Source organism: Enterococcus casseliflavus NBRC 100478 (assembly GCF_001544095.1).
GTDB classification, from domain to species: domain Bacteria; phylum Bacillota; class Bacilli; order Lactobacillales; family Enterococcaceae; genus Enterococcus_D; species Enterococcus_D casseliflavus.
In genome coordinates, this window is sequence record NZ_BCPT01000003.1 from 157721 (window position 1) to 171168 (window position 13448).

At 45.1% G+C, this 13448-nt stretch carries 13 protein-coding genes; 8 read left to right on the forward strand and 5 right to left on the reverse strand.

The window, feature by feature from the left end; translation table 11 throughout:
- Positions 1 to 3 precede the first annotated feature (3 nt).
- From ECA1_RS04020 to ECA1_RS04040, 5 genes are all read left to right on the forward strand, one after another.
- Positions 4 to 1038, forward strand: a complete 1035-nt coding sequence (locus tag ECA1_RS04020; protein ID WP_060791804.1) for a LacI family DNA-binding transcriptional regulator — start codon at positions 4 to 6, stop codon at positions 1036 to 1038.
- A 100-nt stretch (positions 1039 to 1138) separates the two neighbouring features.
- Positions 1139 to 2473 (forward strand): PTS sugar transporter subunit IIC, encoded by a 1335-nt coding sequence (locus tag ECA1_RS04025; RefSeq protein ID WP_005234719.1) that lies wholly within the window; start codon positions 1139 to 1141, stop codon positions 2471 to 2473.
- Positions 2474 to 2525: 52 nt separating this feature from the next.
- Positions 2526 to 2993 (forward strand): hypothetical protein, encoded by a 468-nt coding sequence (locus ECA1_RS04030; RefSeq protein ID WP_060791805.1) that lies wholly within the window; start codon positions 2526 to 2528, stop codon positions 2991 to 2993.
- An 8-nt stretch (positions 2994 to 3001) separates the two neighbouring features.
- Positions 3002 to 5239: an alpha-galactosidase gene (locus ECA1_RS04035; protein WP_060791806.1), complete on the forward strand. Its 2238-nt coding sequence runs from the start codon at positions 3002 to 3004 to the stop codon at positions 5237 to 5239.
- On the forward strand, positions 5236 to 7290 hold the full coding sequence (locus ECA1_RS04040) for a beta-galactosidase (RefSeq protein WP_081091707.1): 2055 nt from the start codon (positions 5236 to 5238) through the stop codon (positions 7288 to 7290). Before ECA1_RS04035 ends, ECA1_RS04040 begins: the two co-directional genes overlap by 4 nt.
- Positions 7291 to 7364: 74 nt before the next feature.
- Here ECA1_RS04040 and ECA1_RS04045 read toward each other — a convergent pair whose 3' ends face one another.
- Positions 7365 to 8201, reverse strand: coding sequence for an NAD(P)H-hydrate dehydratase (locus tag ECA1_RS04045; RefSeq protein WP_060791808.1), 837 nt, complete (start codon positions 8199 to 8201; stop codon positions 7365 to 7367).
- Positions 8202 to 8360: 159 nt separating this feature from the next.
- On the opposite strand from ECA1_RS04045, the gene pepV reads away from it, so the two are divergent.
- Positions 8361 to 9785, forward strand: coding sequence for a dipeptidase PepV (pepV, locus tag ECA1_RS04050; protein WP_005225493.1), 1425 nt, complete (start codon positions 8361 to 8363; stop codon positions 9783 to 9785).
- A 162-nt stretch (positions 9786 to 9947) separates the two neighbouring features.
- Here pepV and ECA1_RS04055 read toward each other — a convergent pair whose 3' ends face one another.
- Positions 9948 to 10403, reverse strand: coding sequence for a type II toxin-antitoxin system HicB family antitoxin (locus ECA1_RS04055; RefSeq protein ID WP_060791809.1), 456 nt, complete (start codon positions 10401 to 10403; stop codon positions 9948 to 9950).
- Positions 10404 to 10712: 309 nt separating this feature from the next.
- Here ECA1_RS04055 and ECA1_RS04060 point away from each other — a divergent pair, with 309 nt between their 5' ends.
- Complete coding sequence (locus tag ECA1_RS04060) at positions 10713 to 11006, forward strand: hypothetical protein (RefSeq protein WP_060791810.1); 294 nt, start codon at positions 10713 to 10715, stop codon at positions 11004 to 11006.
- Positions 11007 to 11146: 140 nt separating this feature from the next.
- On the opposite strand, the gene ECA1_RS04065 is transcribed toward ECA1_RS04060, so the two are convergent.
- Together ECA1_RS04065 and ECA1_RS04070 are read right to left on the reverse strand one after the other, a co-directional pair.
- On the reverse strand, positions 11147 to 11353 hold the full coding sequence (locus tag ECA1_RS04065) for a glycine zipper domain-containing protein (protein WP_010747766.1): 207 nt from the start codon (positions 11351 to 11353) through the stop codon (positions 11147 to 11149).
- Positions 11354 to 11481: 128 nt separating this feature from the next.
- On the reverse strand, positions 11482 to 11790 hold the full coding sequence (locus tag ECA1_RS04070; RefSeq protein WP_008378984.1) for a DUF5960 family protein: 309 nt from the start codon (positions 11788 to 11790) through the stop codon (positions 11482 to 11484).
- A gap of 160 nt (positions 11791 to 11950) precedes the next feature.
- On the opposite strand from ECA1_RS04070, the gene ECA1_RS04075 reads away from it, so the two are divergent.
- Positions 11951 to 12301 (forward strand): hypothetical protein, encoded by a 351-nt coding sequence (locus ECA1_RS04075; RefSeq protein WP_060791811.1) that lies wholly within the window; start codon positions 11951 to 11953, stop codon positions 12299 to 12301.
- Positions 12302 to 12420: 119 nt separating this feature from the next.
- Here ECA1_RS04075 and ECA1_RS04080 read toward each other — a convergent pair whose 3' ends face one another.
- Positions 12421 to 13164, reverse strand: a complete 744-nt coding sequence (locus ECA1_RS04080; protein ID WP_060791812.1) for an NADPH-dependent oxidoreductase — start codon at positions 13162 to 13164, stop codon at positions 12421 to 12423.
- Between the last annotated feature and the right edge of the window lie 284 nt (positions 13165 to 13448).

A 13448-nucleotide genomic window follows, 5' to 3' on the forward strand; every position in this document is an offset into this window, starting at 1 on the left:
GCTATGGCAAGTATGAGAGATATCGCGAAATTAGCCGGGGTGTCGGTAGCAAGTGTTTCTAGAATCCTTAACAATGATGAAACATTCAGTATCAATGAACACACGCGTCAGCGAGTCATTGAGATCGCCAACCAAATGAATTACTCAAAAGAAAAAAATCAACCCCATTCCCGTGAAGTCGGCGACCAAAACACGATTGCCATCATTACCCGCCACGATCGAGAGTCGGAAAGAAATGATCCGTATTTTATGATGATCCGCAATGGGATCGAAAAGGAAGCGGCGAAGTGGCGCTTAAAAACGATTCGGGCCTTTTCCATGCGGGAGCCTCAAAAAGATTTGGCACAATTGGCGAAGTATGGCGCAGTCATTATTATTGGAGAGATGACCAGCGATGCTTTGGCAGAGATCAGTCAGCAAAATGCCAATATTATCCTGGTGGATAATTATAGTGAAGCACCCAGCTACGATTGCATCCAAACCGATTTTGCCCAAAAGACTCACCAGATCCTCACGTTGTTAAAAGAGAAGGGCCATGAGAATATTGCCTTTGTGGGCGGTGTTGCCAGCCGAGTGACGATTTCTGGCGAAGTCGTTTACGATGAACAAGAGATTCGAGCAGGAAACTACCGCCAATGGATGCTGCTCAATAAATTGGAAAAGTTCACAACCGTGCTGCAGGGGAAATGGTCACCAGAGACTGGGTTGCATTTTGGTCAGCAGATCGCGCAAATGAATCCTCGCCCCACAGCGATCGTCGTTGCCAGCGATCCTATGGCTGTCGGGGTATACAAGGCACTCGCTGAAGCGGGGCTATCGATTCCTAAAGATGTGTCAGTCGTTAGTTTTGATGATATCGAAATGGCGCAATTTATGACGCCAGCACTGTCTTCCGTCAAGATGAAAGCTGAAGAGATGGGGCAGATGAGTGTCGAATTAGCGAAAAATAAAATCCTTGGGGTGCGGACGATGCCTGTTCGCGTCGTTTGTGGCAGTGAATTGATTATTAGAGAATCGATTGCCAAAAAAGATCAGTGACGTCTGATCTTTTTTTATTTTAGGGGTTGTGTAAACATTAACTAAACAACTATACTGATTGTAGTAAACGTTTACAGTTAAAAATAAAGGAGAAAACGAAATGAAGTTTATTGATAAATTAGCCGAAAAGATGGTGCCTTTTGCTCAGATCATTGCCAACAACAAATACTTGTTAAGTCTGCGTGATGGGTTTATGGTCGCTTTTCCTGCAACAATGTTTGCGTCAATTATGATTATTATTCAGAATCTGCCTGCTACTTTCGGACTCTCGGAAAAACTTCCAGAGGGATTCATCACGTTTCTAAACGACTTTTTTGGTCCTATCGGAAATGCGACCATGAGTATCACCGCTATTTTCGTTGTTTTTGGGATCGGCTATCAGTTGGCTGGCAAGTATGGACAAGCCAAATTATTTGCGGGTGCCATCTCACTGTCTTCGTTTTTGATGCTGCTGCCTTTTGGCTCATCCGAAGAGTTAGGTACAGTGATCCCCTTGTCGAAATTAGGGGCTGAGGGAATGTTTGTCGGAATCATCACGGCCATTATCGCTACGCAGATCTATTGCAAAATCAGTGCGGCTGGACTGACGATCAAAATGCCAGATTCGGTTCCGCCAATGATTGCAGAATCCTTTGTCGCCATCATTCCTGGGGCGGCACCGTTGTTCCTTTTCAATTTGATCCGCTACTTGTTCACCTTTACTTCATGGGGCAATGCCGTTGATTTCGTTTATGAGATTTTGCAAAAACCATTAATGGGCTTAGGCGGTACGTTGCCAGCAGTACTGATCGCCGTCTTGTTCACCCAATTTTTCTGGTGGTTTGGGATTCACGGAACACTAGTGGTCAATGCGGTGATCGATCCAATAATGAATGCGTTAGCGATCGAAAACTATGAAGCTTACAAAGCAGGGGCGGAACAACTGCCCCATATCATTAACACTACGTTTATGGGCGTGTTCGTCAATCAAGGAATGCAGCTGGGGATCTCGATTACAATGGCCTTCTTTATCGCTCGTTCGATTCGGATGAAAAAATTAATGAAGACGGTGATCGCTCCATCTGTTTTCAACGTATCTGAACCGATGACCTTTGGTTTGCCGATCGTCTTGAACCCGATCGCTTTTGTCCCATGGATCTTAGCGCCATTAGCCAGTACGACGATCTCTTACTTTGCGATTGCCGCCGGCTTAGTGCCAAGACCAATTGGAGCAACGGTTGTTTGGACGACCCCTGTTTTCTTATCTGGTTGGTTAGGCACGGGTTCTGTTGCCGGCGCAATCTTACAGTTAGTGACGGTTGCCGTAATGACCTTGATTTGGGTGCCATTCTTGATCGTAATGGATCGCGGGTACTTGAAAGAAGAAAAAGCAGAAGCGGCATTAAATGAACAAGCGGCATCTGAAATGATCAATCAAAGGGTAGAAGAAAGATAAGCCCAGAAACAGAAAGGAATGCAATAGCGCACCCTTTAGAAAGGAATTTGTGATGAGAACCGATACATTGTCTTGCAGTTATCAAATGAATACCACACCTACGGACTTTTCCCGTGTGTTATTGGTGGAACAAGAGAAATTCTTTCTAGCCAAACAAGCCCAAGAACCGTTCGGGGAAGGCTGCCGTATTGAAACGATGATCCAAACCAAAACCGCCCCGCGGTTGGTACCTGCCGTCATGACGGTCAAAAAAATTGCCGCGGATGAGCTGTGGCTTCGTACGACCCATGAAGAAGGAGTGATCGATCAACGGTACAGTTTTGCTCCAGGACGAAAAGGGAAGCTGCAAGTCACGTATTCGGAACAAAGCCGTTTTGCGCAGCAGAAAACAACCTACAGTTTTATGCTGGCGGCGCTGTTTTACAAATTCTTTTTCAATCGCGGCGTCAAAAAACGCTTGCGTTATCTTGAAGCAGCTTGTCAACGAGCAGGGACAAATGAAAAAAATGGGGAAAATTGAGGATAGCAATGATAGAAATTAGGAATGAACAACTCTTTCACTTATACAATGAAAAAATCAGTTATATCATCAATGTGTTACCAAATCAGCAACTGGGTCATGTCTATTTTGGGCCATCTCTAGGCACACTGGCGCCGTTTGATCAAGCATACCTTGAGAAAAAAGAGAATAAATCGGCAGGAACCGTCAAATTTTTTGAAGCAGACAATCTTTTTACCTTGGCGGACCGTTTTCAAGAATTGCCAACGTATGGGACTTCTGATTTTCGAGAAGGGGCAGTGTCGGTCTTTGAGGAAGAAACCCCTCTTTATGTTGATTTTAAACTTGTGGCTTTTCACTGTTTTGAGGGCAAAGAACGAATGCTGGCGCAACCAGCCAGCTTTGCTTCTGCCGATGAAAGCCAAAGCATCGTCTTTGAATTAGTAGATCAAGAGAGGCAGCTGGAAATGGCGATCACCTATACGATCTTCAAAGGATCAGGAACGATCACGCGGCAGCAAACACTGACCAATACGGGGAGCAAGCCGAGAACCATCCAGCGCTTTTTGAGTGGTGTCTTGGAGCTGAAAAATCGCGATTTTGAACTGCTGCATCTTTCAGGCGCATGGCTGAAAGAACGGCATATCAAGACGGTCCCTTTGACCCAAGGGACGATCAGTGTCGGCTCGTTAAAAGGAGCGTCTGGTCATCAGCACAATCCTTTTGTCGCCTTAAAAGAACAGCAAGCCACCAATGACACTGGTCATGTCTATGGTGCCAACCTGATTTATTCTGGCAACTTTTTGGCGCAAACGGAAATGGATGAGTGGGACAACGTTCGATTGATGTTGGGGATACATCCTGAGCATTTCAGCTGGCAGCTTTCACAAGGAGAAACCTTTGAAGCCCCAGAATGTCTCTTCACCTTCACCGCTGATGGTCTGAATGGCTTGAGTCAAGAATCCGCCCAATTTATCGAAAAGCATGTGATTGCCCCTTATTGGCAAAAGCGGCAGCGGCCGATCGTCTTTAATAATTGGGAAGCGACTTATTTTGATTTTAATGAAGAAAAGCTGTTGACCTTAGCCCAAGAAAGCAAGGCATTAGGGATGGAGTGCTTTGTGCTGGACGATGGTTGGTTTGGAAAACGCAACGACGACCGCAGTTCATTAGGCGATTGGGTAGCGGACCCTGCCAAATTTCCAAAAGGAATCGGGTCTTTTGCTGAGAAAATTCATGCCATGCAGCTGCAACTGGGGATTTGGTTTGAACCAGAAATGGTTTCGCCGGATAGTCAGTTGTACCAAGAGCATCCTGAGTGGGTAGTCAAGCATCCTTATGAGCGGATCTCTGTGGGGCGCGGGCAATACGTGTTGGATTTTGCCAATCCAGCAGTGGTCGAGGCGATTTTCGAAGCGATGCAAAAAGTGATCCTTGAAACCAAGCTAGATTACATCAAATGGGATATGAACCGCAATATCACGGAAGCTTACTCTCCCTATTTAGCAGAACAGGGATTTTCTCAGACGGAGTTTTATCATCGCTACATTTTAGGTCTTTATCGCTTATATGAAAAAATCTTAGCTGCGTTTCCGACCCTTTTGATCGAAGGCTGTGCTGGCGGCGGGGGCAGATACGATTTAGGGATCTTATTTTACAGTCCGCAGATTTGGCCTAGTGATGATAGTGATGCAGTGGAACGTTTAGCCATCCAAAGCGGAACGTTGTTAGGATATCCTTTGTCCTCTTTCAGCAATCACGTGTCGGCGGCACCAAACCACCAAGTCGGCCGGGCAACGTCTTTAGCCTTTCGGCAAACCGTCGCAATGTTTGGGCCTTTGGGGTATGAACTCGATCTCTTTCACTTGTCTGAAGCTGAAAAGCAGGCAATCAAATCCCAAATCGTCTTTTATAAAAAACAGCGGCAATTGCTGACCTTTGGCACTTTTTACCAGCTGCAACAGTTGGACCATGCCAATGAAACGACTTGGGCGGTGTATGATCCGCAAAACGAAGAAGCCTTGATTGCTTTCTTTCGCGTGTTGGCACAAGCCAATCCGACGGCGGAAGACTTTTTACCCGCAGCCTTTCTCAATGCCCAACAGGTGTACCAGGTCAATGGCGAAACTGTCTCTGGTCAGCTGTTAAGGCAATTAGGGTTGCGTAAACCCTATCAGTTTAATGCCGTCAACCATGGAACAGCACAAGTCACTGGCGATTTTCAATCATTTGTCTACCAGTTACAAGCCAAAAAAGGAGTAGAATGATGAGCAATCAATTGTTTGATCAGCAGTTTATGCATGGCGGAGATTACAACCCCGATCAATGGCTGGCTTATCCAGAAATCTTGCAAAAGGATCTTGCCTACATGCAGCAAGCCCATGTCAACACCGTCACATTAGGGGTGTTTGCTTGGAGTGCCTTAGAGCCGCAAGAAGGCGTTTATCAGTTTGACTGGTTGGATCGTGTGTTTGATCAGATCCATGGCATCTGCGGCAAAGTCATTTTGGCCACTCCTAGCGGTGGGCGGCCTCAATGGCTAAGCCAAAAGTATCCTGAAGTCAATCGGACCAACGCCCAAGGGCAAAAACATACCCATGGGTTTCGCCACAATCACTGTTACTCTTCACCGATCTATCGGGAAAAGGTGACGCAAATCAATCAGCAGTTGGCAAAACGTTACGGCAAGCATCCGGCATTAGCCATGTGGCATATTTCCAATGAGTACTCTGGGGAATGCTTTTGCTCCTATTGTCAGGAAAACTGGCGCAGCTGGCTGCAAAAAAAATATGGTGATTTAGCCACGTTGAATCATGCCTGGTGGACTTCTTTTTGGGGCGGTACGTACTCTGATTGGTCGCAGGTTTTACCGCCTTCACCTTTAGGGGAACACAAAGTGCATGGCATGGATCTTGATTGGAAACGATTTGTCACAGATAGGACGATCGATTTTTATTTGCATGAATGTGCGCCGATCCGTCAACTGACACCGGACATTCCTGTGACGACGAATTTTATGGCGGAAGGACATGCTACCCAAGATTTTATTCCTTTAGAAGGCATTGATTACAGCAAGTTCGCTCGTCATGTGGATATCGTTAGTTGGGATAGTTACCCTGATTGGAACAACAACTTTGAATCCTTGGCAGCGACAGCGATGAAATCCGCCTATGTGCATGACCAGTACTGGTCATTGAAGAAACAGCCCTTTTTAGTGATGGAATGCACTCCGAGTTTTGTTAACTGGCATTCCTTCAATAAAGCGAAAAAGCCTGGTGTCCATCAGTTGAGTGCCATGCAGCAGATCGCCCATGGCTCAGATAGTACCTTGTATTTTCAATGGCGCCAATCCCGCGGCAATTCAGAAAAATTCCATGGGGCAGTCGTGGGACATGATGATTCCACAGAGAATCGGGTCTTCAAAGAAGTTGCGGCTTACGGCAAGCGCTTGGAAAAAATCAAAGAGATTCAAGGAACCACAAGAAAAAAAGCAGTGGCGATCCTATTTGATTGGGAAAGCAACTGGGCATTGAAGCGAGGCGGCGGGTTTGGGCGACCAACAAGACGGTATCCGCAAACGTTGCAAGAGCATTATCGTTATTTCTGGGAACAAGACATCGCTGTCGATATTTTGACGCCAGAGCAAGATTTTTCTGACTATCAGTTGGTGATCGCTCCGATGCTTTACTTGATGACATCAGAGACGATGGCAAAACTTTGCCAGTACACGGAAGCTGGTGGTACCTTGATTTCCAGTTACTTTAGCGGCATGGTCAATGAAACCGACTTGTTGTATCTGGGGGGCTTGCCACAGCCGTTGCGAGCATTATTAGGCATCAACGTGCTGGAGCTAGAAACTCTTTTTGACACTGAACACAATCAAGTGGTTTTTCAAGGACAGCCCTTTGAAACACGGGACTATTCTGCAATCATCGAAGCCGAAACAGCGGAGGTACTAGGGGAGTATCAAGCGGATTTTTACCAAGGAACACCTGCGATCACCAAAAATGCCTTTGGTGCAGGCACCGCCTACTATCTGGCGGCTCGCACCAACTATGACTTTTTCGAACAGTTTTATGCCTCTTTGGTCCGTGAGCTGTCCTTGGCAGAGGAAAGGATCGCGCATGCCAATCCTGCAGTCTCGATCCAAGGCAGGTTCAGTCCAGAACGAACGTACTTTTTCATCATGAATTTTTCTGAGAAAGAGCAGACACTACACTTGATCAAAGAAGTCGTTGATTTAGAGACCAATCAAGCAGTCCCTCAAACAGCAACCTTAGCGCCGTATGAAGTGCGAGTGGTTTATTTTAACAATTAGCTGACCATTGGAAAAAACGTCCCTTTCGACAAATGCAGAAAGGGACGTTTTTTTGATGAATGGTTTATCAGAAATCATTCTGAATCGGCTGCTTGGTGCTTTTTCATCCATTGAGGCAATGCGGCACTGATTTGTGTCGGCAAAACGACATAGTGCTCTTTTGCCAGTGCTTCGCCAATCAGGCTATGGAGATAGACAGCCGCTTGGATCGTTTCCTCTGTTTTTTCAAACTGTGCCAAAAAGCTGGTGATCATGCCTGCCAGCGTATCACCCATCCCACCAGTCGCCATTGCGGGTGTTCCGAGGGGATTTTGGGTGATGCTGCTGCCGTAAATTTGTGTGCGATGGCTTTTTAAGACTACCAGACTTCCGAGTTTTTGTTGGGCTTGCTGATTGTTTTCCTCTGTCTGGTCGTCAATTGCCAGTCCGCTGAGCCGTTGCCATTCCATCTGATGCGGCGTGAAGACGACTTGTTCAGGAAAGGGAATGATCAGCGGATATTTGGCAGCCAAATTGATCGCCGAACCATCGATCACCAACCATTGGTGTTCTTTTTGGGCAGAAACAATCCGCTGCAGCAGATCAAAATTGCTTTTTCCTTCGCCTAATCCAGGACCAATCAGTAGGACGTCTGCCGATTCGGTGACCGTATCGATCAGTTCTGTTTGCTGCCAATCGACAAACATCGCTTCAGGCAAGCGGGCGTGCAGGGCGGTTCGGTTGACGCCATCGGAGATCACGGTGGTCAAACCAGTTCCCCCATACACACAGGCTTGCGCAGCCATTAAGATCGCCCCACCGAATTGGCGGTTGCCCCCTGCTAAAACGGCTCGGCCAAAAGTGCCTTTGTGGCTTTTTGTCGGGCGCTGTTGGATCACTTTGGATAAAATTGCAGAATCAAGTTGCTCCATGCAATGACTCCTTTCGTTAATCAAAATCGAGTTATATTTATTATACCTGTTTCCTAGAAATTTCATAGAAAAGACCCATGGAAAAAGGCGCAATTTTTTTTCCTTTTTTGGTTTAAGAGTGTTATCATAAATAGCGAGAACAGAAATGGAGGGAACACTATGACAATCGATTGGAAAAAAGAGGTCGAAGCCCGCAAAGACGATTTGCTGAACGACTTGATTGATCTATTGAAAGTGAAAAGTGAAAGAGAAGATGATAAAGCGACTGCGGATGCGCCATTTGGTCCTGGACCTCGTGATGCGTTGCTACACATGCTAGCTTATGGCGAACGTGATGGCTTCACAGTCAAAAACGTCGATAACTACGCTGGTCACATCGAATTTGGTGAAGGAGACGAAACATTAGGGATCTTCGGCCACATGGATGTTGTTCCTGCAGGTGACGGCTGGTCAACCGATCCTTATGATCCAGTCATCAATGACAACAAAATCTATGCTCGTGGTTCTTCTGATGATAAAGGTCCTTCAATGGCTGCCTATTATGGGATGAAGATCATCAAAGAATTAGGCTTGCCATTATCGAAAAAAATCCGTTTTGTCGTTGGTTCTGATGAAGAAAGCGGCTGGGCAGATATGGATTACTACTTTGAGCATGAAGAAAAGCCTGATTTTGGCTTCTCACCAGATGCCAATTTCCCAATCATCAATGGAGAAAAAGGAAATGTGACATTAGGGATCCATTTCCAAGGCAACAATGAAGGAGACTTCACGCTGCAAAGCTTTACTGCTGGCTTGCGAGAAAATATGGTACCAGGAACGGCAACAGCAAGCTTCATTGCTCCATCAACAGAAGAAGCATTAGCGATCGAAAAAGCCTTTTTCGATTACGTTGAAGCCAATCCAGTGACGGGCACGATTGAAACAGAAAATGAACAAGTGACGATTGAATTAGTCGGTAAAGGTGCCCATGGTGCCAGCCCACAATCAGGAATCAATGCGGGGACTTTCTTAGCAGTCTTCTTAGATAACTATGCCTTTGGCGGCGGCGCAAAACAATTCATCCATGCAGCAGCAGCCTATGTCCATGAAGATTTCTACGGTGAAAAATTAGGTGTGGCGTACGAAGACGAAAAAATGGGTAAATTGACAATGAATGCTGGCTTGTTTGCTTTCAAAGCGAACCAAGCAGGAACGCAAGCAGACAACTTTATCGCATTGAACTTCCGTTATCCTAAAGGCGTAACTGCGGAAGGACTTGAAATCGGTGTGGAACGCACCGTCGGTATGGAAGGGGCAACCGTTACCCGCAATGACCGCAACATGGAACCTCACTACGTGCCAGCAGATGATCCATTGGTAGAAACTTTATTGGCGGTTTATGAAGAACACACTGGCGAAAAAGGCTTCGAACAAATCATCGGCGGCGGCACATACGGCCGTCTATTGAAACGCGGCGTTGCCTATGGCGCAATGTTTCCTGGCTATGTCGACACCATGCACCAAGCCAATGAATTCATGAGCTTGGATGACCTCTTCAACGCAGCGGTGATCTATGCAGATGCTATCTACCGTTTGGCGAAATAAAGAGACATTGATTGGGTCTGTTCACTCGCTAAATAAATACAATTGAACGTTTCGTGCGGCATTCTCGTATCTTTTTCATGTGAGAGAATGCCGCACTTTTTTAGTATAGAATAGCGGGCTGAGTAGTAAAAAACACCTCATAGTGATGAGGTGTAGAAGCAATCAGTCTTTACATTTTTTCTTTAGGATTGCGTCAGTGAGGATTTCTGAAAAATCTAAATGCATAGTTCGTCCTAGTTTATCCGCCCATTGAGGAATCGCCAGTTTTTTCTCGACGAAGGTTTGATTCTCTAAATATTCTGAAACATCGACAAGGACCATCGATAGAAATGATTTTTCTTTATCGTAATCGAATTCAAAATCTAAATCGTCTATAAATGGATTGTTCGCTTCCAGTGATAAACAATTAATGGGGGTAGAGAGCGGAATCTCCCGATTATTTTCAATACAATCTGCCAAAACGATTCCGAGCCAATCGGATGCCATGAATAAAGCATCGGCGATGTCTAAGCCTTGAGTGCCGACTTGCTCAGGAAAATCAGGAAAAGAAATAAAATACTTCACTTCGCTTCCGTCTGTATCGGTGTAATAAAACAATGCAGGGTAACTTGCTAACATAGTGTACAACTCCTTTTTCGCGATTCTCTACAGATCTGATTACAATGGTAGCGCTCTTATTTTTTACTAGTACCCAGTAGTCTTAAGCAAGAGTTGTCGCTTTTTCAATTGTACCAGTGTCATAAATACTGAACAATAGGCAATTTTTTTAAGAGGAGAGTATCAATTCAGAAATTCTGATGATTGAAAGAACATCATCTTTTGTGGTAATTTAAAAATCTTTGTGTCTATTATCAATGAAAATGTTCTATTTTATTATTGACATCAAATCATCTGAATGATTTACTTTTTGTAAGGAGTTGAAAAGTGATGCCTGATTTGGTGAAATTTATTTTGGTTATTCTGGCGATTTGGGTGGTTTATCAAGTATTTACGACGATTTTATTTACCCTTTCCCAAAAAGCAGTTGCCAAACGAATCAAAAGCGGGAAGATGTCTGATCAGCAGTTGGCGAATTTGTACCACGCTGTAGCACGAGCAAATCAAGGAAGCAATTTCCAAGCGATTTTCTCTTATGGGCTCTTTTACCGCAGCCATGCAAAGCAAAGTGATGCGATCTATGAACTGTATCGCGCAGAAATGGCGAAAAGAAATCTGCTGTAACCAACTGTGAAGCAGCTGCTTTCGAGAATATTGCTCGAAGTAAAAAAGCCTAGGTCCTGCACAACAAGTGCAGAACCTAGGCTTTTTTGGTATTTACTGGGCAGCAAGCTGTGACAGATAAACACAGCTCCTTGCTGCAGCTATTTCTTGTCTTTGCTGCTTTTTTGATCCATGCCCGCACCGATCGCTACACCTAGTGCGATGCCTAAACCCATGCCTAATGCTAGATTGTCAAAAAACAGCAGCCCAAATGCAGCACCTAATGCCATTCCGACACCGATCCCCAGTCCCATATTGTTAGAAGCGGCTTCCTTTTCTTTAGACGTTTGCGGCGGTTTTTTCGTCATTGTGAAAAACCCCTTTCTTTTTAGTATAGAGGGGTTTCGTTTGGATGACAAATATTCGAACTGCTGCTCAGTGATATGCATCAGGAGAGTGCAACCGCTAAGTATGGCAAACGGGTTGAGCCATTGGTCTATCTTCCGCCGGGCAAATAGTTACGCTCGGGGTTGTAGCGGCGAATGATCTTATTTTCAGCGAGTACGTGCTCATAATAATAAACAGGCGCATCCTTAGTCTCTAGTCGAAAAACAAAGACGAGCGGAACCTTTAAGACGGAATAGCGCGCGGGGATCGCAATATACGATTTTTGATTGCGCTCCATCGTCAGTGCGAATTCATCAAACAAAAGCGCCACTGGTGTGGGAAAGTTTACCAATTCATAATAGTGTTTTTCAAATGCATAGGTTTCTTGTTTTGCATAAGCGATTTTTGCAGCTGGCATACACATTCACCTCACTTGAATTATACGAACGTTTGTTCTGTTTGTAAAGTGAAAAATCACCAAGCGAGGAAAAAGGGGGCGTTCTCTATGAAAAAGATGTTTTGCTAACAAGAAATTTGCTACACTAGAGAAAAGAAGGAATCAAAAAGGAGCAGATACCATGGATTACGAACGTTTCGCACGATTGCAGGCACGCTTTGCCGATGAAAAACTGCTGACCAAAGAAGGGGGCTATCGGTTGCGTTTGTCAGGGAAGGCGCAGTTCGAACTAGCCTTTATCAAAACCGGACCCTGTGGCGAGTCTGTCTACCAGCCGCTGATCAAGGGCACTTTTGCTGAAAAAGAAGCAATCCCTACCTATTTGCTGGATCTTGCGGCGCAGCCTATGACGCAAATCAGTCAGCGAACCTCCGAAAATGAAGCAGTGTTAGATAAAGCATTAGTAGAATTAATGGAAAAATGTGAGCAGGCAGTTGCCGTCAACGAAGCCGCACAAGAAGCCACACGTTAATTAGCGCGACAAAGATACAAGAGCCGCCTGAACTTGATTTTTTACACTAAGCAAAAAACGATCCTGACAAGATTCCTTGCCAAAGATCGTTTTTTATTTTCCCGTGGAAATTAGTGTCCTCATTCGCCGAAGTGGTCTGAGAAGCCTTGTTGCTTCATAAAGGCAGCGACATCTGGACGTCGCGGTTCACGGAAAAATTCCGTCATTTTCGTTTGCCAATTGGTTTGCTGTTGATTACTGCTGCGTTGTGCATAATAGGCTTCTGTCGTTTGGTTGTACTGGGCTGTTTGCTCCTGCGTCAGCGGTTGATACTGATCGACACTTACGATCGCTTCTTGGGGCAAGCGGACTTTCGGCTCATTTCTGTGTTGCGGATAGCCGATCGTTAAACCGAATAACGGAAACGTCAATTTTGGTAAGCCGACAAGTTCTGCGATACGAGACAAATCATTGCGGATGCCGCCGATGTAACAAATTCCTAAGTCTTGCGCTTCAGCGTAAGCTACCATGTTTTGGGCAGCGATGGTCGTATCAACGACAGACACAATAAATGGTTCCATCGTGGTTAAGTGGGTATCAGGCACCCCTGCTTGGGTCAGCAGCTGCTGATGTTTATGTAAGTCGGCGACAAAAAGATAGAAGACGCCCGTTCGAGTGATGTAATTTGGGGCACCGGCAATTTCTTCGATGGCAGCCAGTTTTTCAGGATCACTGACCTCAATGATCGAATAGGCTTGAACAAAGTTCGAACTGGAACCGCTCTGGGCAACCGTTACTAATTTTTGCTTGAGTTCCTTTGATAGTGGGCGGGGTTGAAAATCTCGGACAGAGCTGTGGCGGGTAAAAGTATCAAAAAGATCCATCGTTTTTCCTCCTGTAACGTACAAATTTCTTTCTTCCTTAGTGTAACAGAAAAAAAGGAATGGGAACAAAAAGAATGTTTTCAAAAAATTTTCAAATTGATGTTTTATAGTTGCCAAGCACAAAAGTTTCCGTTATGATAATGATACATTCTTATTATTATTCCTTAGGGGAGTAACCGGTGGCGCAAGCTGCGATAATATCAACAGTAAGTAAGCTGGCGACAGCTTTCTGGTATTATTTGAAATGGTGAGACCTAAGACAAGCGTATACTTGTCTTAGGTCT